At 55.7% G+C, this 23,674-nt stretch carries 25 protein-coding genes and 1 riboswitch; of the genes, 21 read left to right on the top strand and 4 right to left on the bottom strand.

The window, feature by feature from the left end; translation table 11 throughout:
• The first annotated feature begins 27 nt into the window (after positions 1 to 27).
• Together I2E77_RS11555 and I2E77_RS11550 are read left to right on the top strand one after the other, a co-directional pair.
• Positions 28 to 1,512 carry a DUF1846 domain-containing protein gene (locus tag I2E77_RS11555; protein WP_087234862.1) on the top strand — a complete coding sequence of 495 codons (1,485 nt, stop codon included), beginning with the start codon at positions 28 to 30 and terminating at the stop codon, positions 1,510 to 1,512.
• Between the two features lie 21 nt (positions 1,513 to 1,533).
• Positions 1,534 to 1,938, top strand: a complete 405-nt coding sequence (locus tag I2E77_RS11550; RefSeq protein ID WP_087234861.1) for a DUF3842 family protein — start codon at positions 1,534 to 1,536, stop codon at positions 1,936 to 1,938.
• A 97-nt stretch (positions 1,939 to 2,035) separates the two neighbouring features.
• Here I2E77_RS11550 and I2E77_RS11545 read toward each other — a convergent pair whose 3' ends face one another.
• Entirely contained in the window at positions 2,036 to 2,677 is a 642-nt protein-coding gene (locus I2E77_RS11545; RefSeq protein WP_087234860.1) for a phosphoribosyltransferase, read from the bottom strand.
• 283 nt (positions 2,678 to 2,960) lie between these two features.
• Between I2E77_RS11545 and I2E77_RS11540 the strand changes: the two genes are divergently transcribed.
• The 18 genes from I2E77_RS11540 (at position 2,961) to I2E77_RS11455 (ending at position 19,927) form a co-directional block, all read left to right on the top strand.
• Positions 2,961 to 3,785 (top strand): mechanosensitive ion channel family protein, encoded by an 825-nt coding sequence (locus I2E77_RS11540; protein ID WP_087234859.1) that lies wholly within the window; start codon positions 2,961 to 2,963, stop codon positions 3,783 to 3,785.
• A 12-nt stretch (positions 3,786 to 3,797) separates the two neighbouring features.
• A riboswitch (cobalamin riboswitch) is annotated at positions 3,798 to 3,981 on the top strand.
• Between the two features lie 135 nt (positions 3,982 to 4,116).
• Positions 4,117 to 5,256 (top strand): cobalt-precorrin-5B (C(1))-methyltransferase CbiD, encoded by a 1,140-nt coding sequence (cbiD, locus tag I2E77_RS11535; protein WP_195451274.1) that lies wholly within the window; start codon positions 4,117 to 4,119, stop codon positions 5,254 to 5,256.
• A complete protein-coding gene (gene cobM, locus I2E77_RS11530) occupies positions 5,253 to 6,032 on the top strand; it encodes a precorrin-4 C(11)-methyltransferase (protein ID WP_195451273.1) in 780 nt (259 codons plus the stop codon). The genes cbiD and cobM overlap by 4 nt, the downstream gene beginning before the upstream one ends.
• A complete protein-coding gene (locus I2E77_RS11525) occupies positions 6,022 to 7,047 on the top strand; it encodes a cobalt-precorrin 5A hydrolase (RefSeq protein WP_195451272.1) in 1,026 nt (341 codons plus the stop codon). The genes cobM and I2E77_RS11525 overlap by 11 nt, the downstream gene beginning before the upstream one ends.
• A 17-nt stretch (positions 7,048 to 7,064) precedes the next feature.
• On the top strand, positions 7,065 to 7,790 hold the full coding sequence (cobJ, locus tag I2E77_RS11520; RefSeq protein WP_191395332.1) for a precorrin-3B C(17)-methyltransferase: 726 nt from the start codon (positions 7,065 to 7,067) through the stop codon (positions 7,788 to 7,790).
• A gap of 13 nt (positions 7,791 to 7,803) precedes the next feature.
• Positions 7,804 to 8,577: a precorrin-6A reductase gene (gene cobK, locus I2E77_RS11515; RefSeq protein ID WP_195451271.1), complete on the top strand. Its 774-nt coding sequence runs from the start codon at positions 7,804 to 7,806 to the stop codon at positions 8,575 to 8,577.
• Between the two features lie 23 nt (positions 8,578 to 8,600).
• Entirely contained in the window at positions 8,601 to 9,812 is a 1,212-nt protein-coding gene (cbiT, locus tag I2E77_RS11510) for a precorrin-6Y C5,15-methyltransferase (decarboxylating) subunit CbiT (protein WP_191395334.1), read from the top strand.
• Positions 9,809 to 11,185: a cobyrinate a,c-diamide synthase gene (locus I2E77_RS11505; RefSeq protein ID WP_195451270.1), complete on the top strand. Its 1,377-nt coding sequence runs from the start codon at positions 9,809 to 9,811 to the stop codon at positions 11,183 to 11,185. Before cbiT ends, I2E77_RS11505 begins: the two co-directional genes overlap by 4 nt.
• Entirely contained in the window at positions 11,182 to 12,240 is a 1,059-nt protein-coding gene (gene cobT, locus I2E77_RS11500) for a nicotinate-nucleotide--dimethylbenzimidazole phosphoribosyltransferase (protein ID WP_195451269.1), read from the top strand. Before I2E77_RS11505 ends, cobT begins: the two co-directional genes overlap by 4 nt.
• Before the next feature lie 14 nt (positions 12,241 to 12,254).
• Complete coding sequence (locus I2E77_RS11495; RefSeq protein ID WP_195451268.1) at positions 12,255 to 12,788, top strand: bifunctional adenosylcobinamide kinase/adenosylcobinamide-phosphate guanylyltransferase; 534 nt, start codon at positions 12,255 to 12,257, stop codon at positions 12,786 to 12,788.
• Positions 12,788 to 13,546, top strand: coding sequence for an adenosylcobinamide-GDP ribazoletransferase (locus I2E77_RS11490; protein ID WP_195451287.1), 759 nt, complete (start codon positions 12,788 to 12,790; stop codon positions 13,544 to 13,546). Before I2E77_RS11495 ends, I2E77_RS11490 begins: the two co-directional genes overlap by 1 nt.
• A 16-nt stretch (positions 13,547 to 13,562) precedes the next feature.
• Positions 13,563 to 13,946, top strand: a complete 384-nt coding sequence (locus tag I2E77_RS11485; RefSeq protein ID WP_191441158.1) for a bifunctional adenosylcobinamide kinase/adenosylcobinamide-phosphate guanylyltransferase — start codon at positions 13,563 to 13,565, stop codon at positions 13,944 to 13,946.
• A complete protein-coding gene (cbiB, locus tag I2E77_RS11480; protein WP_191520948.1) occupies positions 13,943 to 14,932 on the top strand; it encodes an adenosylcobinamide-phosphate synthase CbiB in 990 nt (329 codons plus the stop codon). Before I2E77_RS11485 ends, cbiB begins: the two co-directional genes overlap by 4 nt.
• Positions 14,923 to 15,984 (top strand): threonine-phosphate decarboxylase CobD, encoded by a 1,062-nt coding sequence (gene cobD, locus I2E77_RS11475; protein WP_195451267.1) that lies wholly within the window; start codon positions 14,923 to 14,925, stop codon positions 15,982 to 15,984. The genes cbiB and cobD overlap by 10 nt, the downstream gene beginning before the upstream one ends.
• 2 nt (positions 15,985 to 15,986) lie before the next feature.
• Entirely contained in the window at positions 15,987 to 17,513 is a 1,527-nt protein-coding gene (locus I2E77_RS11470; RefSeq protein ID WP_195451266.1) for a cobyric acid synthase, read from the top strand.
• The gene (locus tag I2E77_RS11465; RefSeq protein WP_191362687.1) at positions 17,506 to 18,138 is read left to right on the top strand and encodes a precorrin-8X methylmutase; all 633 of its coding nucleotides are present in this window, start codon (positions 17,506 to 17,508) and stop codon (positions 18,136 to 18,138) included. Before I2E77_RS11470 ends, I2E77_RS11465 begins: the two co-directional genes overlap by 8 nt.
• Positions 18,135 to 18,977, top strand: a complete 843-nt coding sequence (locus I2E77_RS11460) for a sirohydrochlorin cobaltochelatase (protein ID WP_195451265.1) — start codon at positions 18,135 to 18,137, stop codon at positions 18,975 to 18,977. Before I2E77_RS11465 ends, I2E77_RS11460 begins: the two co-directional genes overlap by 4 nt.
• A gap of 167 nt (positions 18,978 to 19,144) precedes the next feature.
• Positions 19,145 to 19,927, top strand: coding sequence for an alpha/beta hydrolase (locus I2E77_RS11455; RefSeq protein ID WP_195451264.1), 783 nt, complete (start codon positions 19,145 to 19,147; stop codon positions 19,925 to 19,927).
• A 186-nt stretch (positions 19,928 to 20,113) separates the two neighbouring features.
• Here I2E77_RS11455 and I2E77_RS11450 read toward each other — a convergent pair whose 3' ends face one another.
• A complete protein-coding gene (locus tag I2E77_RS11450; protein WP_195451263.1) occupies positions 20,114 to 20,839 on the bottom strand; it encodes an MBL fold metallo-hydrolase in 726 nt (241 codons plus the stop codon).
• 120 nt (positions 20,840 to 20,959) lie between these two features.
• On the opposite strand from I2E77_RS11450, the gene I2E77_RS11445 reads away from it, so the two are divergent.
• A complete protein-coding gene (locus I2E77_RS11445; RefSeq protein WP_195451262.1) occupies positions 20,960 to 21,688 on the top strand; it encodes a M48 family metallopeptidase in 729 nt (242 codons plus the stop codon).
• On the opposite strand, the gene I2E77_RS11440 is transcribed toward I2E77_RS11445, so the two are convergent.
• Positions 21,666 to 22,991, bottom strand: coding sequence for an MATE family efflux transporter (locus tag I2E77_RS11440; RefSeq protein WP_195451261.1), 1,326 nt, complete (start codon positions 22,989 to 22,991; stop codon positions 21,666 to 21,668). The genes I2E77_RS11445 and I2E77_RS11440 overlap by 23 nt on opposite strands.
• On the bottom strand, positions 22,978 to 23,418 hold the full coding sequence (locus I2E77_RS11435; RefSeq protein ID WP_087234839.1) for a MarR family winged helix-turn-helix transcriptional regulator: 441 nt from the start codon (positions 23,416 to 23,418) through the stop codon (positions 22,978 to 22,980). The genes I2E77_RS11440 and I2E77_RS11435 overlap by 14 nt, the downstream gene beginning before the upstream one ends.
• Positions 23,419 to 23,674: the final 256 nt, after the last annotated feature.

The raw sequence follows: 23,674 nt of genomic DNA, 5'->3' as shown, positions 1-23,674 counted from the left end.
AAAGGGAAATGATGAGAGAGGTAGAACATGAAAGCAGTAGGGTTTGATAACGACAAATATTTGGAGACACAATCGAAGCATATTTCCGAGCGCATTTCCATGTTTGACAACAAGCTGTACTTAGAGATGGGCGGGAAACTGTTCGACGATTTTCACGCTTCGCGCGTGTTGCCGGGATTCCAGCCGGACAGCAAGATGAAGATGCTTCTGCATCTTTCCGATCAAGTGGAAATCGTGATTGTCATCAATGCGACGGACATCGAGAAAAGTAAAATGCGTGGGGACATCGGCATCACCTACGATGCGGATGTTCTGCGTCTGATCGATGCGTTCCGGGACATCGGCCTCTATGTGGGAAGTGTAGTAATTGCCCAGTATGCAGGGCAACCCGTAGCGGATGCCTTTAAAAACCACTTGGAGCAGTTGGGCGTAAAGGTATATCTGCACTATCCGATTGAGGGGTATCCGTCCAATATCCCCCATATCGTCAGCGACGAAGGCTTTGGCAAGAATCAGTATGTGGAAACCTCGCGTCCGCTGGTGGTGGTGACGGCTCCTGGGCCGGGCAGCGGAAAAATGGCGACCTGCCTTTCACAGCTCTACCATGAATACAAGCATGGCATCAAAGCGGGATATGCCAAATTCGAGACGTTCCCGATTTGGAATCTGCCGCTGAAGCATCCGGTCAATCTGGCGTATGAGGCGGCGACGGCCGATCTCAATGACGTCAACATGATCGATCCGTTCCATTTGGAGGCTTATGGGGAGACCACGGTCAATTACAACCGCGATGTGGAGGTGTTCCCGGTTTTGAATGCCATTCTGGAAAAGATCACCGGAAGCAGCCCCTATAAGTCGCCGACGGATATGGGCGTCAATATGGCGGGAAATTGCATCATTGACGATGAGGTTTGCCGGGAGGCATCCAAACAGGAGATTGTCCGCCGGTATTACCACGCGATGTGCGAGCAGCGGCAGGGGCGCATTGCGGAAGACGTTGTATATAAACTGGAACTTGTGATGAACCAGGCGGGCGTTACGGTGGAGGACCGCCATGTGGTGCGCCCCGCCTTGGAACGTGCAGAAGAGACCGGCATGCCTGCTGCGGCCATTGAATTGGGGGATGGTAAAATCATCACAGGGAAGACCTCTTCGCTCTTGGGGGCCTCCGCTGCGGTGCTGCTGAACGCACTCAAGCATCTGGGGGGGATCAGCCATACCATGCCGCTGATTTCTCCGATTGTCATTGAACCCATCCAGAATTTAAAAACGAGGCATTTGGGGAACCTGAACCCACGTCTCCATACAGATGAAATCTTAATCGCTCTTTCCATCTGTGCTGCTACCAATCCAACCGCAGAGTTGGCGCTCCGCCAGTTGCCGAAATTGCGCGGATGCGAAGCCCACTCTTCGGTGATCCTTTCCCCGGTGGATGAGACCACCTTCCGCAAATTGGGCGTCAATCTGACCTGCGAACCGAAGTACCAGACCAAAAAGCTCTATCATAAATAACGGCGGGAAGGGAGAAGCGATATGCGGATTGTCGTAATCGACGGACAGGGAGGCGGCATAGGGAGAAGCCTCGTAGAGCGCATTCGTTCCGAATTGCCAGACGTGCAGATTGTTGCCGTCGGCACCAATTCCCTTGCAACGTCGGCTATGCTTAAGGCGGGGGCAAATGTCGGCGCGACGGGCGAAAACGCCGTGATTTGTAATGTGAAACATGCGGATGTAGTTGCCGGCCCAATCGGGATGATGGTGGCAAATTCCCTGTGGGGTGAAATTACCCCGGCAATGGCGTCGGCAGTTTCTGAAAGCCCTGCGCAAAAGGTGTTGATCCCCGTGGAGCAGTGCCATGTGCATGTGGCCGGTGTTGTAGAAAAGCCGATGTCCCGATATATCGAGGACGCGGTGGCTGTTATTCGATCCTGTCAATAAAAAACCGCTGCCAGTGCTTTTTGCATGGCAGCGGTTTTTTATAGTCCAAACGGCTTGGTGCCCCTTTTTTTTTAAAGTAGCGCCAAACCAAGGCCGGTCAAATTTTTGAATACCCGTAACTGTTTACAATGGCGTCGATCTTGCGCTTCTGCTGGCAGTCCGGACAATCTTTAAAAGCATAGGTTTGGTAGTTTGGAATATCTTCGGGAGTAAAGATGGTATCGACATGCACACCGCCCATTTCGGTGATTGCGCTGAAAATGGCGGAGATTCCGATCACATTGCCTCCATAGTATTTGATGCATTCCAGGGATCGGTTGATGGTTTTGCCGGTGGTTGCGGAAGCCACCAGGAGGAGAATGTTCTTTTGCCAGACCATCGGCTGGATATTGTCGCGGAAAATCATCTGCCCGTTGGTATTGAATTCCGGGGTGATGATGCAGATGTCGCTCTTATCGTTCATGGACATGATGCCAGATTTAGAAAGATAGCGCGCTAAGAAAGCGGCGATAACCTCACAGCCATCCATACATACGATTGTGTCTACCATGGTGTTGTTTTCGTACTTCATCGCCATGGTCGCTGCCGCTTCATAAGCCATTGCATGGCGGTGCTTGATACTGGTCATATCAATATAATAGTTGATATGCGAGTGATTGGTGGCAAAATGACCCGGGATCACTTTGATCGAGATTTTGCTGTTCTTAGGGGATTTAATTTTGATCGCTCTGCTTTCCATACGATTCCTCCATTCTCCAATTGCTGGAATGAATTTTCAAGCCGCAGCCATCCGCAAATTGGCGTTTTGATGCAAAAAGCTGATGCCCTGGAAATTTTGCAAACACGAATCGCTGTGGATTTATCTATACCATACCATTTATTTGTAAAAAACGCAATATAGTTTAAAAAATATATACAAAACATATAAATTCTTGTGCGAAATTTTTTGCAAGACTTTGTTTAATATAATAGGAATTGTTAAAGCGAGTGTGGCAAATCTTTTCGAAAGGGATGCGATCGAAATGTCATTTGAAGATGTTTGGCAAAAGTTTTTAACATGGCTCTTAGATATGTTGCCCAATGTAATTGGCGCCGCGCTAATCTTTGCCGGCGGATGGTGGCTGAGCAACGTGGTAGTGCGCTTAATCAAGCGCACGATGACACGAGCCCGCACAGAGACTGGGATCGTTACATTCTTGTGTTCCCTGGCGAATGCAGCGGCGAAGATTATCATCAGCATTATGGCCCTGTCGCAGTTGGGGGTTCCCGTCGGGCCAATGATCACGGCGATTGGTGCGGCAGGAGTGACCGTTGGCTTAGCGTTAAAGGAAAATATGACCAACATCGCCAGCGGTGCACAGATCGTTTTTACAAAGCCCTTTGCAGTGGGGGATTACCTCTTGGTAGACAATGTAGAAGGCACAGTGGAGCGCATTGAGATGATGTTCACAACCCTTCGGACCTTTGACAACAAGGAGATCGTTATCCCGAATTCGACCATTACCGTCAGTACAATTATAAATTATACGGCGATGAAAACACGGCGGTTGGATTTGCGCTATTCGGTGGGATACGAAGACGATCTTTCAAAAGTAAAAGAGGTGCTTCAAGAACTGACGGATAAGAATCCTTTGGTCGAGCGGGATCCAGAGCCATTGATCGCCGTGGAGGAACATAAGGACAGTTGTATCCAAATGCTGGTGCGCGTTTGGTGCAAAACGGACGATTACTGGACGCTTTACTATCAGATGCAGGAGGATGTGAAACTGGCATTTGACCGCGAGGGAATTCACATTCCATTTCCACAATTGGATGTGCATCTGGACCGGCCGGTTGACAAAATATAGAAATCCGTTTAAAATAGGGCACAGGATATAGGTGCTCCTTTCCAGGAAAGGGGCTGAAAAGGGAAGCGGGTGTGATTCCCGCGCAAGTCCGTTGCTGTGAATACGGAGCGAGCTCCAAAAACCACTGGGAAACCGGGAAGGTGGAGTGTTGCAGAGATGTATGAGCCAGAATACCTGCCTATATGCTTCATGCGACTCCACGGTACTGGAGTGCGCGTGGCTGAAGGAACCACAGTGGGAGCAGAAGGACTGCGCCCATGATTTCCGCCATTCACGCCATTCGGTCATGCGAGTGACTGAATGGCGTTTTTTATTCGCAGGAGGACCGCCCATGAAGCTGGAGGAATATGTTTACCGGGACCAGAAGCGCCTGCGGTGTGGTTATACCACCGGCAGCTGTGCAGCGGCAGCGGCAAAGGCCGCCGCGCAGATGCTGCTTTCCGGTGAGCGTGTCGATCAGGTGGCGCTTTCTACACCGAAGGGGGTTCTTTTGCAATTGCCAGTCGGCCATATCCGGCTTTCGGAGGAGTCTGTTTCCTGCGCGGTGCAAAAGGACAGCGGGGACGATCCCGATGTGACGGACGGCGTATGGGTATTTGCAGAAGTGCGCCGTGCGGACAAGGGGGTATATATTGCCGGCGGAGAGGGCATTGGCCGGGTGACGCGCCCGGGGCTTGCTTGCGCCGTTGGGGAGGCGGCCATCAATCCCGGCCCGCGCCGGATGATCGCCAACGTTTTGCAGGAGGTTGGGGAAACCTATGGGTATACCGGCGGTTGGCAGGTGACCCTTTCCGTACCGGAGGGGAAACGGCTTGCGGAAAAGACCTTTAATCCCCGGCTGGGGATCACCGGGGGGATTTCCATCCTGGGGACTAGCGGGATTGTGGAGCCGATGAGCGAACGCGCGCTGGTCGATACCATCCGGACGGAGCTCCGGCAGTTGCGCACCTTGGGGGCGCGTACGGTTGTGGCGGTACCCGGAAATTACGGAGAAACCTTTCTGCGGGAACAGATGCGCCTCCCTTGCCGTGCCGTCTCGTGCAGCAATTACATTGGGGAGCTGCTGGACATGGCGGTGGAATTCGGCTTTGAGGGGCTTTTGCTGGTGGGGCATGCGGGAAAGCTGGTCAAGCTGGCCGGTGGCGTGATGAATACCCATTCCCGTTACGCGGATGCCCGGATGGAGATTATCACCGCCCATGCTGCGCTCTGCGGCGTTTCCCCAGTGTTGGCAGGAAAGCTGATGGACTGCGTCACAACGGATGAAGCGTTTGAACTCTTGCAAAAAGAACAGTTGCTGTCCCCTGTGATGGACAGCCTCATACAAAAGATACATTTTCATATAAACGCCCGCGTCCGCGGACAGCTGACGGTTGGAGCGGTCTTGTTTTCCAATGCATTTGGCCTTTTGGGGCAAACCGCAGAGGTAGATGGATTGTTGCAACGCCTGAAAGGAGAGGAAATCGAATGATTCATATTGTCGGAGCGGGGTCCGGCGCCGTTGATTTGATTACGGTGCGGGGCGCACGGCTGCTAGAAGAAGCGGATACGGTGGTCTATGCCGGTTCCCTGGTGAATCCGGAAATCCTCACGACCTATACGAAATCCGGCTGCAAAGTCTATGACAGTGCCCGGATGACCCTGGAAGAGGTGCTGGACGTGCTTCTGACAGCGGAACGGGCAGGGGAAAAGGTGGTCCGGCTGCACACAGGAGATCCGTGCTTGTACGGCGCCATCCGGGAGCAAATGGATGCCTTAGATGCCGCCGGTGTACCGTATGAAGTGGTGCCGGGGGTCAGCTCATTCTGTGGGGCGGCCGCTGCGCTGCACGCGGAATATACGCTGCCGGGCGTCTCGCAGTCCGTTGTGATCACGCGGATGGCCGGGCGGACGCCGGTCCCGGAAAAGGAGTCGGTCGCCAGCTTTGCGAAGCACGGTGCGACCATGGTCGTTTTTTTGAGCACCTCCTATTTGGAAGGCCTGCGGGAGCAGCTCCTGGAGGGCGGATATGCAAAGGACACGCCCGCAGCCATTGTCTATAAGGCGACTTGGCCGGACGAAAAGGTGGTCCGCGGCACGGTGGACGACCTCCCACAGATGGCTTCGGAAAATGGGATTACCAAAACGGCGTTGATTTTGGTCGGCGGATTCCTTGGAACGCAGTACGACCGCTCAAAACTCTACGCGCCCGATTTCTCCCACGGATACCGCGCAGCGAAAACCGGAGGCGCGCCCCATGCGGATTGAGTGTATCGCATTCACCGCCAGCGGCGTCCGGTTGGCGCAGCGGTTGGCGGAGTTTTTCCGCGACGGAGGGGATATTTGTACCGTAAGTGCGCCGGAAAAATACGCGAAAAATGGCGTTGCGGCCTTGGATTCGCTTGCAGATTGGACAGCGCGCTCCTTTGGACAGGCGGATGCGCTCATCTTTGTCAGCGCCTGTGGCATTGCAGTCCGCAGTGTTGCACCGCATTTAAGGAGCAAATTTACCGATCCGGCGGTAGTGGCTGTGGACGACTGCGGACGGTTTGCCATACCGCTTGTATCCGGGCATGTGGGGGGAGCCAATGCGCTCGCCCGGCGGATCGCCGCTGCAATTGGAGCACAGGCGGCTGTCACTACGGCAACCGATGGGAACGATGTATTTGCGGTGGATACATGGGCGGCGGATCAGGGATTCCTGGTCGTGCGTCCCAATGCGGCAAAAGCCGTTTCCGCCGCGCTGCTCAATGGGGAACCGGTGGGGTTCCATAGTGACTTTCCAGTGGAGGGGACGCTTCCAAAAGGAATCGTTCCTGCGAAGGAAGGTAAAGTCGGAATCCGCATATCCCTTACGTATGAAGAGACGTTTCAGACGACCTGTTGGCTTCTTCCAAGGATTTTGACGCTTGGAATTGGCTGCAAAAGAGGGACAGAACCGATCAAGATACAAAAAGCGGTTGATTCCACCTTACAAGGGAAATACCTTTACATGGAAAGCGTGCAAAATGTTGCGTCCATCGACAAAAAATGCGATGAAATCGGGCTTTTGGAGTTCTGTAAAGCAAATTGCCTTGTCTGTAATTTTTTCTCGGCGGAGCAGCTAACGAGGGCAAAAGGCCGCTTTACGGGGTCTGCATTTGTGCAAAATACGGTCGGCGTGGACAATGTTTGCGAGCGCGCAGCCGTACTGGGGAGCGGCGGAGCGCTTCTCGTGGGAAAACAAGTATTTTCGGGTGTGACCGTCGCAGTGGCGGCCGCGCCGCTGGTGATTCGATTTTAGTGGAAAGAGGGGATGCTATGAGACTCTATATTGTTGGAATCGGTCCGGGAGAGGCGACGCAGATGACCCAGCGTGCGCAGGCTGCCTTGGAGCGCAGCGAGTTGATCGTGGGGTATACCGCTTACGTCGATCTGGTCCGCCCTCTTTTCCCTGAAAAATCGTTTTTGACCACTTCGATGCGCGGCGAGGTGGAGCGCTGCCGGTTGGCGGTGGAACAGGCGCTAACCGGGCGGACCGTATCCTTGGTTTGCAGCGGCGACGCGGGCGTTTATGGGATGGCAAGCCCAGCGTTGGAGGCGGCGGAGGCCTATCCCCAGTTGGACATCGAGGTGGTCCCGGGGGTGACGGCCGCGTGCAGCGGTGCTGCGCTATTGGGAGCGCCTCTTTCCCACGACTTTGCCGTCATCAGCCTGAGCGACCTCTTGACCCCTTGGCCATTGATTGAGAAGCGGTTGGCTTGCGCGGCGGAGGCGGATTTTGTCCTGTGCCTGTACAACCCGTCGAGCAAGAAACGCGCAGATTATCTCCGCAGGGCCTGTGAGATTGTCCGGCGGTTCCGCCAGGCGGAGACCCCTGCGGGGGTTGTGCGGGAGATTGGACGTGCGGGGGAGTCCCATGCGTTGATGACCTTGGAGGAATTGCAGGAATACCGAGCAGACATGTTTACGACGGTATTCATCGGCAACTCCCAGACCAAGATCCTCAACGGCCGCTTGGTGACGCCGCGCGGCTATCGAACCTGATGGAGGAAGAAGCATGGCGCCACAAATTTTGCTGTTTGCAGGGACCAGCGAGGGGAGGCGGTTGGCCGAACGCCTTTCCGCGCATGGGATTTCCTTCTATGTCAGTGTTGCAACCGCATACGGCGAGACGCTTTTAGAACATGCGCACGCCTCCATCCTACAGGGGCGGATGGACCGGGAGGAAATCATCGCGTTTTTGCGGGCACATCCCGTCGAGTGTGTGGTGGACGCCACGCATCCATACGCAGCTTTGGCCACGGAACATATCCGAGGCGCCTGCCGGGAGACGGGGACGGAGTATCTGCGCCTTTTGCGTGAAGAGTCTGAAGATGGCTGGCGGGAAGATTGTCTCTATGTCTCCACCGCGCAGGAAGCGGCGCAATCGCTCAAGAACTTGCCGGGAAATATCTTATTGACGACCGGGTCAAAAGAGCTTTCGGCTTTTACGGAAGTCCCGGACTATGCAGAACGGTCCTTTGTGCGGATGCTCCCTACGGAAGAGGCCGTGCGGAAGGCGTTGTCGCTCAGATGGACGCCGGGGCATCTGATTTGTATGCAGGGACCTTTTTCCGAGGAGCTGAACCTCGCCTTGCTCCACCAGCTCGACATTCAGGTTCTGGTGACCAAGGAATCCGGAAAAGCGGGCGGCTTTTGGGAAAAGCTCCGTGCAGCACAGAAAGCGGGGGCGCGCACCATCGTGATCGGGCGGCCGCCCCAAGTTCCAGGGGATTCATTTGAGGTGCTTTGGCAAAAGTTGTGTAAGCGATTTATGATAAACTCCCGATAAAGAGAGAAAAGGCGGTGGTAGGCATGGCAAAGAAGATTTGGCTGGTAGGAATCGGCATGGGGAATCGGGATACCTTGACCATTGGCGCATGGAACATCTTAAAGAACTGTGACTGTCTGATCGGCGCCCAGCGGATGCTCGACGCTTTCCCAGAGCTTACCTGCCGTCGATTCGCAGCAACGGCTCCGGAAAAGATCGCTGCCTATCTCCAAGAACACCCGGAGTTCCAAACGATCGGCGTGGTGTTCTCCGGCGATGTGGGCTTTTACAGCGGGGCGAAAAAGCTGCGCAGTTTGTTTCCAGAGCATTTGATCGAGGAATGCTGCGGCATCAGCACGGTAGCCTACCTCTGCGCCAAGCTGCATACCCCTTGGGAGGACGTGCGCCTTGTGAGCGCGCACGGGCAGGCTTGCAACCTGGCGGGAGAGGTGCGCACCCATGAAAAGGTCTTTGTCCTGGCGGGAAAGGTTTCGGCGCAGGAACTGTGCAAAGCGCTTTGCCGGGCTGGGCTGGGCGGCGTGACCGTATCGGTGGGGGAACGGCTTTCATATCCGGAGGAGGCCATTACGACCGGTCCAGCGGAGCGGTTGTCCGGGCAGACATTTGATCCTCTCAGCGCCCTTCTCATCCAGAACCCCGCGCCTTTGTCCAATGACACTCTTGCATTCGGCTTGCCGGATGAGCGGTTCATCCGGGGAAACACGCCGATGACTAAATCCGAAGTCCGGTGTATCTCGCTTTCCCGGCTTCGCTTGCAGCGGGAGAGCATCGCCTGGGATATTGGCGCGGGGACCGGTTCGGTGTCCATTGAGATGGCGTTGCAGGCGGCCCGCGGCATGGTGTATGCGGTGGAAAAGGATGCGGACGCATGCCAATTGATCGAGCAGAACCGGCGGCAATTTGCATGCACGAATTTGCGCGTTGTCCATGGGGCTGCGCCGGAAGTGTTGGACGGATTGCCTGCGCCCGACTGCGTTTTTGTCGGTGGGAGCGGCGGCAACATAGACGAAATTCTTCGGCTGGCTTTGCAGAGGAACCCGTATGTGCGGGTGGTAATCAATGCGATTACGTTGGAGACGGTGGCGGCGTCCATGCAGGCGTTGGAAGCGCTCGGCTTCGTGGATGTCGCCGTTTCGCAGATTACGGCTTCCCGTGCAAAGCGCGCTGGAGGCTATCATATGATGCTTGGACAAAATCCGGTGTATATCCTGAGCGGACAGGGGGCGGGACTATGACCGTCTATGCACCGCGCGTCCTGTTTGCAGCGCCGTCCAGCGGCGCAGGAAAGACAACGGTGACGTGTGCCATTCTGCGTGCTTTCCACCGCCGGGGCCTGCACCTTGCAGCATTTAAATGCGGGCCGGATTACATTGACCCTATGTTTCATCGGGAAGTGCTCGGCGTTCCTTCCACCAATCTGGATCTTTTCCTGTTGGGGGAGGACATGGTCCGGCAGATCCTTCTGGAACATGCGCGGGGAGCGGCATTTTCCCTGTTGGAGGGAGCGATGGGCTATTACGACGGGATCGGTTTCACCGAACGCGCAGGGAGTTATGACTTGGCGCGCGCGACCCGGACGCCGGTCGTTCTGATTGTGGATGGACGAGGTGCGGCACAATCCCTATTGGCGCAGGTGAAAGGCTTCCTGACCTATCGGACGGACAGTCGGATTGCAGGCGTTATCTGGAACCGGTTGTCTCCAAGCTTGTATCCCGCTTTGCAGCAGCGTCTGGAGCAGGAATTTGGAATCCGGTCCCTGGGCTTTTTGCCGAAGATGGATGCGGCTGTTTTGGAGAGCCGCCACCTCGGGCTGGTCACGGCGGCGGAGGTGGACAAGCTTCAACAGAAGATGGACTGTTTGGCGGAACAAGCGGAGCGCACCGTCGATTTAGACGGCCTTCTTGCCGTCGCGCAACAAGCGGAGCCGCTTTCGCAAGAGGGTTTGGAGCTTCCAGAGAGGGGACGTGGCCGTCCGCGGATTGCCGTAGCGCGCGACCGGGCGTTCTGCTTTTATTATGCGGATTCCCTGCGGTTGTTGGAGCGCCTGGGGGCGGAGCTTTGTTTGTTTAGCCCTCTGACGGACGCCGCCTTGCCGCCGGGATGCAGAGGGATGCTGCTGGGCGGCGGGTATCCGGAGCTTCACGCGGCGGAATTGGAGCGCAACGATTCGATGCGGGAGAGCGTGCGCGCCGCCGTACAGGACGGGATGCCGTGTGTGGCGGAATGCGGCGGATTCTTATATCTGCATCGGACGCTGGAGGACGCGCAGGGGATTTCCCATCAAATGGTGGGGGCGATTGCAGCGGATGGCAAGAGGACTAACCGGCTGCAACGCTTCGGCTATGCGACGTTGACCGCTCTTAGGGATAATCTCCTTTGCAAGGCTGGGGAGCGCATCCCCACCCATGAGTTTCACTATTGGGAGAGCACGGACAGCGGGAATGCATTCCAGGCGGAAAAGGCATCCAACGGCCGGACATGGCCCTGCATCCATGCGGCTGAAACGCTGTTTGCCGGTTTTCCACACATACATTTTTGTTCCAACCCACGCTGGGCCCAACGTTTTTTGGCGGCGTGTGTACAATATGAGGAGGCGCAAAAATCATGACATTGGAGGAGACGCTTCGCCGGATTGTTCCTGCGGATCGTTCGATCGAAGAAGAGGCTTGGCGGCGTTGGGATAGCATCGCAAAGCCCTTGCGCGGATTGGGGCTGCTCGAAGAGGCGGTTGCGCGCATCGCCGGGATGACGCGCACGGTGGAGGTAGACCTCAGCCGCCGTGCCGTTGCCGTCTTCTGCGCGGACAACGGTGTGGTGGAAGAGGGCGTGACCCAGACCGGGCAAGAGGTTACGGCGGTGGTCACGGAGAATCTCTCCAAGGGGGACACCAGCGTTTGCAAAATGGCGCGCGTCGCCCATGCGGATGTGTTTCCCGTGGACATCGGCGTAAAGTGTGCGGTTACAGGGGAAAACATCCTTCCCCGCAAGGTCGCTCACGGAACGCGCAACATGACCAAGGGCCCGGCCATGACAAGGGAAGAGACGGTAAAGGCCTTGGAGGTTGGGATCGATCTGATGCAGGACCTCAAACAACAGGGATACCGGATTGTCGCCACGGGAGAGATGGGCATCGGCAATACGACGACCAGCAGCGCGGTGGCTTCGGTCCTGCTGGGCCTGCCTCCGGAAGAGGTCACGGGCAGGGGCGCGGGACTTTCCTCCGAGGGCTTGGCGCGCAAGAGGCTTGCGGTCCGCCGCGCGATTGCGTGCAATGCGCCAGACCCATCGGATGCGTTCGATGTTTTGCAAAAGGTCGGTGGACTCGATTTGGCGGGAATGGCTGGGGCATTTCTCGGCGGTGCGGCTATGCAGATGCCCGTGGTGATCGACGGCTTCATCTCGGCGGCGGCCGCTTTGCTTGCCGCCCGCATGTGTCCTGCAGTGGTGGATTATATGCTTGCCTCCCATGTATCCGGGGAGCCGGCGGCCCGCCTGCTTTTGCAGGAGCTGGGGTTAACCCCCTTTTTAACGGCGAATATGACCTTGGGAGAAGGCACCGGTGCGGTGGCGGCCCTGCCGCTTTTGGACATGGCTTGTGCGGTATACGGCACGATGCGGACGTTTGAGCAAATTTCCATTGAGCCCTATCAGCCGTTGCACTGAGGGAGGGACAACCGGTGTTTGTTTTGGTTACGGGCGGTGCGGCCAGCGGGAAATCCGCCTATGCGGAAAACCTGCTTCTCCGGTCGCCGGCGTCCCCGAAATGGTATCTTGCAACCATGTTGGCGCAGGATGCGGAAAGCCGGGCGCGCGTGGAGCGCCACCGCGCCATGCGAAAAGGGAAAGGATTTCTGACGCTGGAATATCCTTTTGCTTTGGAGACGCTTGTTGTTCCAAAGAATTCCGCAATATTGTTGGAATGCCTGTCCAACCTCTTGGCAAATGAGTGCTTTTGTCCGGAAGGGGCAGGGGAACATGCGCAGGAAGCCATTTTACGGGGGATCGAGCGCCTCTGTTCCACGGCGGCGGACATCGTCGTCGTTTCCAATGAAATTTTTTCGGATGGCACTCCGTACGACCCATCCACGCAGGCTTACATTGCACGTTTGGCGCGCCTGAATGCGGCTCTGGCGCAGAGAGCAGACGCTGCCGTTGAGGTGGTCTGTGGGATCCCCATTGTACAGAAAGGGAGGGAACGGCTGTGCACCTGATGAAGTCCTGCCTGATCGCCTTCTCCATGTATTCGCGCATCCCCATGCCGCGCACCGAATGGCAGGAAGAGGATATGCGCTATGTCATGTGTTTTTTCCCCTTGATCGGTCTGGCGATTGGCCTGTTGCTCTGCGGTTGGGTCTGGTTGGCCGGGCGTTTGCAGATTGGGGCGGCGCTCTTTTCCGGGGTCGCTACGGCGCTTCCTGTGCTGATCACCGGGGGAATCCATTTGGATGGCTTTTGCGACACGCTGGACGCCCTGAGTTCCCGGCAGCCACAGGAGCGAAAGCTCGAAATTCTAAAGGACTCCAACAGCGGCGCGTTTGCCGTCATCGGCTGCGGCCTGTATTTTCTGCTCACCTTTTGTTTCTGGATGGAGTGGTATCCGCAGGGCCGGTATACATGGATGTTGGCTTTGGGATTTGTCCTTTCCAGAACGTTGAGCGGCCTATCGGTCGTGCGGTTTCCCTGTGCAAAGAACAGCGGCCTGTTGGCGATGTTCTCCCATGCGGCCGCCAAAAAGCGCACGGCATGGGTCTTATTCGGTTACCTAATCCTGTGCGGCGGAGCGATGCTCCTGTTTGGAACGTTCGTGGGGGCGGCGGTGCTTTTGCTCGCCCTAGGAGTGTTTGGGTATTATCATCATGTTTCCTGCAAAGAATTTGGAGGGACGACCGGCGATGTAGCGGGCTGGTTTTTGCAATCGTGCGAACTGGCGCTGCTCGCTGGAATGGTGCTTTTACAAAAATGGATTTGAAAAAGGAGGGAGCCGTATGCGGCTGGTCATAGGCGGAGCGTACCAGGGGAAATTGTACTGGCTCCTACAGCAGACGGGATACACATCCTCCGACGTTGCATATACACTGGCGGATGCACAGCGGAAACCGATCCTCGCCGCCCTGCATTTGGAGATCCGCAAGCTGCTGGAAGAGGGGCGGGAGCCCATGCGGGAAGTTGAAGCGCTTTTGCAGGAGAATCCCGCCGTCGCCGTCGTCTGCGACGAGATTGGATGCGGTGTGGTGCCGGTGGACGCCTTTGAGCGGGCATGGCGCGAGGAAACGGGGCGTGTTTGCTGCATGTTGGCGGAAAGGGCTGCGCGCGTCGACCGGGTCTTCTGTGGGATTGCCACCTGCCTCAAACGGGAGGGAACCCCATGACAGCCTGGTTGTTTTTGTTGCCGCTACCTTTGGGCTTCCTGTTGGACCTCTGTTTTGGCGACCCCCATTGGATGCCGCATCCGGTGCGCGCCATTGGCTGGCTGATCGCCCGATTGGAAAGGCTCCTGCGCGGTTTGTTCCCCAAAACGCCCAAAGGGGAGCGTTTGGCGGGCGTTTTTTTGGCTGTGTTAGTACCTCTCTTTACCAGCGGAGCGGGAGTCCTGCTTTTGTGGGCGGCATATGCGCTTCATCCCGGGCTTTGGTTTGTTTTGGAAACACTGCTTTGTTACCAGCTTTTGGCGGCGAAGGCGCTCCGGGTGGAGAGCATGAAGGTCTACGACCGGCTGCGCGCGAACGATTTGCCCGGCGCGCGGCAGGCGGTTTCCATGATCGTGGGGCGCGATACGCAGGCGCTCACAGAGGAAGGCGTGACCAAGGCGGCCGTCGAGACGGTCGCGGAAAACACTTCGGACGGGGAGATCGCCCCGCTGTTGTTTTTGGCCTTAGGCGGCGCACCGCTCGGGTTATTTTACAAAGCGGTCAATACCATGGACTCCATGGTTGGATATAAAAACGAAAGGTATCTCTATTTTGGCTGGGCAGCGGCCAAGCTGGACGATGTACTCAACTGGATTCCGGCGCGGTTGTCGGCCTGGCTGCTGGTGGTCTCTGCATATTTGCTCGGCATGGATGGGAGGAATGCGGCGCGCATCTATAAACGGGATTGCCGCAAGCACGCCAGCCCAAACAGTGCGCAGACGGAAGCGGCCTGCGCAGGCGCTCTGCGCGTCCAGCTGGCGGGCGACGCCTATTACTTTGGAACGCTCTACAAAAAGCCGACGATCGGGGACAATCTGCGGCCCATCTGTACAGAGGATATCCGCCGGGCAAACCGGCTGCTTTATGCGGCGTCTTTCCTGGCGCTGGCCCTTTTGCTTGTTATGCGCCTGGGAATCGGAATTTTGGGAGGCTGGCTATGCATCTGATACACGGCGGCGACGTATATTCCGCGCGTCAGAAAATGAAACAGGAACCGCTCGATTTTTCTGCGAACATCAACCCGATGGGGATGCCGCCGGGGACTGTCCGCGCGGCGGCGGATGCGTTGCAGCAATGTACGCAGTATCCAGACCCACTTTGCCGGGAATTGCGTGCAGCGCTTGCGGCGTATGAGGGCATCCCAGCGGAACAGATCGTCTGTGGAAACGGTGCGGCGGATCTGATTTTTCGGATCGTCGCAGCAACGCATCCCCAAAGGGCGCTGCTGCTAGAGCCGACCTTTGCAGAGTACGAGCAGGCGCTCCGCTCGATGGATTGTTCCATCGCGTATTTTCCTTTGCAGGAGAGCGAGGGATTTGTGTTGCCCGAAGCATTTTTACAGCAGCTGACACCGGAGATCAATTTGCTCTTCCTCTGCAATCCCAACAATCCCACGGGACGGACAGTGTCTCCGGCGCTGTTGCAGGAAATCTGGAAGCGCTGTGAAGAAGCCGGTATTCTCCTTGTGGTGGACGAATGTTTCAACGAGTTCCTGGAACATCCAGAGCAGAATACGCTAAAGGATGTGCTGGAAACAGGGGCAAATGCCGTGATCCTCAAGGCGTTTACAAAGAGCTTTGCCATGCCGGGCCTGCGCCTGGGGTATGGCCTCTGTGGAAACAGGGACTTGGCGGAACGGATTTTCTCCTGCGGGCAGCCGTGGGGCGTGTCCATCCCGGCACAGGCGGCGGGGGTCGCCGCGTTGCAGGAGCAGGGATATTTGGAGCGCATGCGGCGCCTGATTCAAACGGAGCGGCGTTGGCTTTCGGAAAACCTTGCCCGGTTGGGATTGTGCGTTTTCCCGTCGGAGGCAAATTATATCCTGTTCCGCACGGAGACAGAGATCCCTCTGCGGGAGCGGATGGAACAGCGCGGCGTGCTCATCCGCGCCTGCGGCAACTACCGCGGGCTGGACAACCGCTACTACCGCATTGCTGTGCGCGGGCACGACGAAAATGAACGTTTGATAGCGGCGCTGAAATGCGCCTTGGAGGAATAAACATGGCGAAGGCAATTATGGTACAGGGCACGATGTCCAATGCGGGAAAGAGCTTCCTGGTGGCGGGGCTTTGCCGGATCTTCCGGCAGGATGGCTACCGGGTGGCGCCGTTTAAATCGCAGAACATGGCGCTCAACTCGTTTATCACAACGGAAGGGCTGGAAATGGGCCGGGCACAGGTCATGCAGGCCGAAGCCGCCGGCGTGGAACCCAGCGTGCGGATGAACCCCATCTTGCTGAAGCCGACCAACGATACGGGTTCCCAGGTGATCGTCAACGGTGTGCCCATCGGAAACATGGATGCGGCGGTGTATTATCAATATAAACGGAAGCTGGTCAAGCCAATCATGGAGGCGTATGACTCCCTCGCAGCGGAAAACGACATCCTGGTGCTGGAGGGAGCGGGGAGCCCTGCCGAGATCAACCTCAAGCAGGAGGACATCGTAAACATGGGGATGGCAAAACTGGCCCATGCGCCGGTGCTCCTGGCAGGGGACATCGACCGCGGCGGCGTGTTTGCTTCCCTATACGGGACGATGGCCTTGTTGGAGGAATCGGAACGCGCCATGGTGAAAGGGATGATCATCAACAAATTCCGCGGGGATGTCGAGCTGCTAAAGCCCGGCTTGCGCATGTTGGAGGAGCGGACGCATGTGCCCTTTGTGGGGGTGGTGCCCTATCTTCCCATCGAATTGGACGACGAGGACAGCCTGTCGGAACGGCTGTCCGGACGGCCCAAAGAGGGGGTGCTGGACCTGGTGGTGATCCGCTGGCCGAAGGTCTCGAATTTTACGGATTTCAACCCATTGGCCCGCATCCCCGGTGTAACATTGCGGTATGTGGACCGCCCGGAATGCTTTGGGGAGCCGGATCTCGTCCTGCTGCCCGGCACCAAAAATGTGATGGGCGATCTCGCTTGGATGCGCAGCAACGGGTTGGAGAATTGCGTCCGGCAGTATGCGTTCCAAGGAGGCCCGGTTCTGGGAATCTGCGGCGGGTATCAGATGCTGGGGATGACCATCCGCGACCCAGAGCATGTGGAAAGCGGCGGCTCCATGCAGGGGATGGGCCTTCTGCCGGTCGATACGGTCTATGCGCGGGAAAAGGTGCGCACCCGCGTGCGCGGTACGGTGCTGCCGGTGGGCGGTGAGCTGCGGGAACTGTCCGGCGTGCCGTTTGTTGGATATGAGATTCACATGGGACGCACAACACGGCGGGAAGGTGCAGCTCCTTTTGCGGTCCTACAGGAGCTCGGTGGCGCGGAAAAGGAGGACGGCGCGGTCTGCGGGAATGTCTACGGCACCTATGCGCACGGCTTTTTCGATGCGGAACCCGCCAGCGCCTTGGCGCGCATTTTGCTGCGGAAAAAAGGCTTCGATGGGGACGCTATTCAGTCGGTTGACGCCCATGCGTTTAAAGAACAACAATACAACCAGTTGGCGGACGCCCTTCGGACGCATCTGGATCTAAAAAAAATCTATGCCATCTTGGAACAGGGCTTGTCAGAAGGGGGAGAAGCGGATGTTTGAAACCATCTTGCCAGAAGAAATTGAACAGCGCAGTTTCGCTATCATCGAAGAAGAACTGGGGGAGCAGGTACTCAATCCGGTACAGGCCCCTGTCATAAAGCGTGTCATCCACACCACGGCGGATTTTGACTATGTGGAAAACTTGTGTTTTTCCGAGCAGGCGGTGGAAAAGGGTGTCAGAGCCCTAAAAGACGGCGCGTGCATTGTAACCGACACAGAGATGGCGCGTGCGGGAATCAACAAGAGGGCCCTCGCCCGCTTTGGTGGAGAGGCGTTTTGCTTCATATCCGATGAGGAGGTCGCGCGCGAGGCAAAGGCCCGCGGCGTCACTCGCGCCAGCGTCAGCATGGAGCGGGCGGCTTCTTTACATAGGCCTTTGGTCGTTGCAATCGGCAATGCGCCCACGGCGCTCGCCCGCTTGTACGAATTGACCCGTGAGGGGAAAATCTCTCCCGAGCTGGTGATCGGCGTGCCCGTGGGATTTGTCCATGTGGTAGAGGCCAAAGAGCTGTTTTTACAGAGTGAAGTCCCCCATATTGTCGCGCGCGGCAGAAAAGGCGGCAGCAATGTGGCGGCCGCGATCTGCAATGCGCTGCTCTATCTGGCAGGGGGGCGAACCCTATGAACGTTACAGAAACCATTGTAGTAAATGACGCAGCAACATTGGAAAGGAGCGATACCGTGAGCAGAAATGCAATTTTAGCGGTGAGTTTTGGCACGGTTCACACAGAGACACGGGATAAGACGATTGGTGCGATTGAACAGACCATGCGGGAAGGGTTCCCAGGCTGGGAGGTGCGGCGCGCCCTCACAAGTCCGACCATTCTGCGAAAGCTGGCAGCGGCCGGAGAGCCCACGGCCAATCTTTGGCAGGCGTTGGGGCAATTGCGGGAGGAAGGTGTTTCCCGGGTGGTATGCCAATCCACCTATGTGGTCAACGGAGAAGAGCAGGAAGCGATGGTGCGCGAAGCGGAAAAATGTGCGCATTGGTTTGACCAGCTTGTCTGTGGCACTCCGCTTTTGACATCGCAGGAAGATCTCGAAGCGGTAGCTCGCGCCATTGAAGCGGAATTTTCCGGCCTTTCTTCGGAAGAAGCGCTTGTATTGGTGGGACATGGGACAAGGCACAGCGCGAACACGGCCTATGCCGCATTGGAATATGTCTTTCACGATCACGGCGCCTGTAATATTTTTGTGGGGACGGTGGAATCCTACCCCGGGCTTTCGTCAGTGCTCCGCCAGGTGGACCGCTTAAAGCCGCAAAAGGTGACCATTGCACCGCTGATGGTTGTCGCGGGTGAACATGCGCGCAACGATATGGCCGGGGAGCGCCATTCCTGGAAGGCAGCTTTTGAAGAGCGAGGGTATCCGGTGCAGGCTATCCTGAAGGGGCTGGGGGAATATCCGGGCATCCGTGCGGTTTACGCCGCCCATGCGAGGCAAGCGGCGGAACAACTGCAATAAAGAAGTAAAGAGACTGGTTTTCTTTTGCGGGTTTCACAGGGCAAAGAAATTCTCTGTGAAAACCCAATACATACGCCTGAAATGGATGTTGGGATTCCCATAGCCGTTTTGAGGCGGAAACGATATACAAACATGAAAAGGAAACCCGTAAAGGAGGGAATCTTTCGATGATTTTACGCGGAACCGTCTTTTCCAACATCTTGGGGAAGGACACTGGGATCACCATTGTGACGCCCGGCAATTTGCAGGAAGGCGGTCCCTATAAAGTGGCGTATCTTCTGCACGGCTTGTGCGGGGATAGCGCAACTTGGGTGGACGATTCCATGCTTCCGGTCTATGCGCGGGAAGGGCGCACGATTTTTATTCTTCCGGACGCGGCCAGAAGCTTTTACACCGATATGCGGCATGGCCCGCGCTACTTTACGTATTTGGTGGAAGAATTGCCGCAGCTCTGCAAAGCGGTCTTTCAGATCTCCGCCCGCCGGGAGGATACGGCCATTCTGGGCGCATCCATGGGTGGCTATGGCGCGCTCAAGTGCGCGTTGTCCCGGCCCGAGCAATACGGAATGTGCGGGGCGTTTTCTTCCGCCTGCCTTTTTTTGAAAGATGGTCTTGCAGAACAACAAAAACCGGGTGGTAAACAGGTGTTCATTGAGCAGTATGGGGAGCAGCTATACCTGGACTTCCTCGCAATCTTTGGCGAAGAACTGGAGTGGAAGCCGGAATACGAGTTATTGGAGTTGGCAAAGCGGTTTCAAAATAAGGAGAGCAAGCCAGCAATCTATATGACCTGTGGCAGCAGTGATTCATTCCAGCCATCCCACACGCAATTCCGAAAAGAGATGGAGCCCCTGGGCTTTGATTTTCAATATGAGGAATGGCCGGGAGGGCACGACTTTTTCTTCTTCGACCATTCGTTAAAGCGTGCGATCCATCATTTTGGGTTGTAGAAACGGAACGATATTCCGCATCGTAAGGCCGGGAGAAGCGGCAGCGTTCTCCGTGTATCTTGCGGTCACGGCTGAAAGAGAATGGCTTTTTCAAATAAATGAAGATTGAAGGGGCGTTTGCGCGAGATAGATGCAAAAAATCCGCCATGGGCTTTGATTCTTGCCCATGGCGGATTGTCGTTTGATTTAAGGAATGGAAATCTGGAAACGCTGGCCCCGGTGGGAAATCTGCAAAATACGATCCCGATAGGAGGCTGTGCGGGGGTCGTGGTTAATGCGTTCAAAGATGGAACCATTGGATCCAAAGTGCATGGGGACGATCCAACGGGCGCCCACCTGCTTCATGAAATAGTCCAATCCCAATAGGGCATTTTCCTCCTGGCGTGGATCGACCGGGATGAAAGCGGTGTCGATGGATTCCCCCTTTAAGGAGTCGATCTGTTGTTGATACCGGCGGGCCATCGCGCGATTGGCTTCCTCCGGTTCGTCGTTCCAGTGCCACCAGTTGAGGTCCCCGGCGTGATACAGGCAAAGCCCGTCCGCCTTGACCAGGAAAGCGACGCCTAAATCGGTGGAATCCAAGGTGCGCACCTCCAGGCCGCCAAGCGGGTAGGTTTTGCCTGCTTTAACGGAAAGGACGTCTTCTTTTGTTGCAATTTCATCCGCAAGGATATAGCGAATCTGTGGATTTCCTTTACGCCATTGGAAAATGGCTGGATTGTAGTGGTCGCCGTGGCTATGGGATACGAAGACAACCACGTCGCGGCCTTGCAGCATCGAAGGGGAGACAACTCCCTGGTCCGGCCCACAGCCGCGCGGTGTATCCAAGTAGTAATCGAAAATAAACAGGTGGGACGCGGTTTCGACCGCGAATCCGCTGTGGTATAGATATCGGATAGAAACGGACGGCATCTTTTTCCCTCCATTCACATTTCAATGGAACCGGCAGACGCCACGCAAATTGCATCTGCAATTGAGATTGATTATAATGGGTTCGAAGGGAACTGTCAATGAAAAGGATGAGCGATAAAGATGGAACGAACGGTCTTATGCAACGGGGAACCATTGCAGTACCAGCTACACTATAAAAAAGTCAAGAATGTAAATATCCGGGTCGTTTCGGGAGGCGTGGTACAGGTTTCTGCCAGCCGCCGGGTCGGAGCGGCGGAAGTGGATCGGATTGTTCAAAAAAAGGCCGATTGGATTGCCCGCGCGAAGGCGTATTATGCCAGCCGTTCTGAGGAACCACAGATGCCCCGCACCTATGCGGCGGGAGAACCTGTGTGTCTTTTAGGGCGGAGATACCGGCTTCGAATAGAACTCTCCGACCGGGACCGGGTAGCTATCCAAGGGGAAGAGGTCGTACTCTTTTTGCGAAACCCCGAAAACGAATCCCGCCGCAAAAAGGTGTTTGAGGCTTGGTATGGCAGCTTGTGCAGCGAGCTCTTCCAAGCGGCGGTAAAGCGCGTTTATCCGCTTTTTCAAGCCTATCGAATCCCGATGCCCGCCTTTCGCATCCGGCGGATGAAAACGCGATGGGGGAGCTGTTCCCCGCAAAAACGTGCGGTGACGCTGAATCTCTATCTGGCCCAAGCGCCGGTTCCCTGCGTCGAGTATGTGATCGCGCATGAGCTGGCCCATTTGGTGCAGCCCAATCATTCTCCCGCGTTTTATGCGGTGTTGGATGCGGTCATGCCGGATCACCGGGAACGCAAACAGCTTTTACGCGAGCAGAAGATCAACTGTTCTGGGAGTCCGTGAGCGCCATTTTGGTTGTATGCTGCTTTTCTTTCCAAATCAGGAGAAGGCTGGCCGCTGCGGTTACGATCTGAGAGATCGGGACTGCCAGCCAGGTCCCTTGGATTCCAATGGCGGTTGGAAGGACAAGCAGTAGGAGAAATAAAAGCAAAGGTTCTCCATAGATCAGCAGATATGCGTGTACATTTTGATTGATCGCATAGAAAAAGGCTGTTGTTACCCTGGAAATACTGGCAAACAGGAACCCCACGATAAAGATAGGTAGGATACGCGCGACCTCCTGCGTTACCTGCGGGGAAGCGCCGAAGATTTTTGCGGCGTTTTCCCGCGTAAAGAACAGGACGGCCATGCAGATTGCCGACACAACCCCGGCGAATTGGTACCCCAGATTGCGCACAGCTTTTGCGCGAGGGAGATCCCCCTCTCCATAGGCGAGGCTGACCAAAGGCTGGCTGCCGTCGCTGACGCCTTGCAGGAGGAGCATCACCACACAGGAAATGTAGCTGACGGTGGCATAGCAGGTGACGGCCATTGTGCCGCCAAATAGGGCTGCGCTCTTATTGACCAGAATCAAGGTGATATTGGGAGAAAAGGTCAACCCGAATGGGGAGAGTGCAACGCTCAGAACATGTTTTGTAAAGAAGCACTGTTGCTTTTCAAATTGGAAACAGGGGCGCGCTTTTTTCCAAATAAAGAACAGTACGCACACCAAAAAAGTCATCGCTTGCCCAATGACCGTGGCAACTGCCGCGCCCATCATCCCCCAGGGGAGAACCCATACAAACAAGTAGTCCAGAAAAATATTGGTCAGAAATCCCACAACCATGGCAGCCATGGCGGTGACGGAGCTTCCCATGTTGCGGATAAAGGGGACCAGCCCCGTCCCCAATACCTGGAAAATGGCGCCATAGCTGATATAGAGCAAATATTCCTTTCCCAGTGTTTCAATTTCGCCGGTAGCGCCGAAAAGGTGAAGGACAGCCGGGGCGCCCAATAAGAATAGCACGGTCAAAAGAATGCCCGCCGAAACAAGCAGGATGAGGGACATCCCAAAAAATTGATTGCCACGTTTTTCGTTTTTGTTCCCGATGCTGATGGTGTAGCTGACAGCGCCGCCCATGCCAATCCCTGTGCCCACGGCTTGTAAGAACGCCGTAAGCGGATATGCCATATTGATAGCGGCGAGGGCGTTATCTCCCAGCGCATTCCCCACAAAAAAGCCGTCGGCAATGGCATAGATTCCCGATAGGGCAAACGCCAGCATAGACGGGATTACATAGCGGAAAAATTCTTTATGTATCTTCATTGAGGCCGGCCTCCTGGAAATATTGGTTGTATCGCCTTGTATATTCAATTAACGCATTTGCCCGCTCCGCACCGAGCTTTTTCCAGACAGCCCGTTCGCAGCGCTGTAATTCACCGGCAATTGCACAGATGTTTTTTTCTCCGATTGGCGTTAGACGGATTGTTTTATTCCTTCGGTCGTCTTCACAGGGAGTAAGTTCAACCCATCCGTGTTGCACAAACGCTTTTAAAATAGTATGGACGGTCTGTTTGGGAAGCTGCCAAACTTGGCAGATGTCCTTTTGTTTACAAGCGGATTTATCTGCCAAAGACAGGATGACAAGCAGTTCGTAATACGATAGCCCATGCTTTTTCGCCCATTTCTCGTATAAAGCGTTTGTCTCCTGCCAAAGAGTGGTATACAATTTTATTTGTTCTGCAATTTTCATTGGTGGTATGCCTCCTGTATAGTCTGCAAACAGACTAATTCTAACATAGAAAAATGCGCGCGTCAAGGAAGTGCCTTGGTGTGATAGTTCAAAATGGGCCAGCCTAAAGGGAGCTTTTTAAAAATAGCAAAAATAAAATCCGGACTCTTTACCATTTTTGAACTGCACCCCATTTGTTAGACAGTATGATATACTGAATAACAAGTGGGGTGCATTATTATGCCGAAAGGAATACCAAACAAACGCTATACACCAG

Source organism: Anaeromassilibacillus sp. 1001302B_160321_C8 (assembly GCF_015554745.1).
Classification (GTDB): domain Bacteria; phylum Bacillota; class Clostridia; order Oscillospirales; family Acutalibacteraceae; genus Anaeromassilibacillus; species Anaeromassilibacillus stercoravium.
Note: the sequence above shows the minus strand (reverse complement) of the source record. Positions and strands in the feature narration are given on the sequence as shown.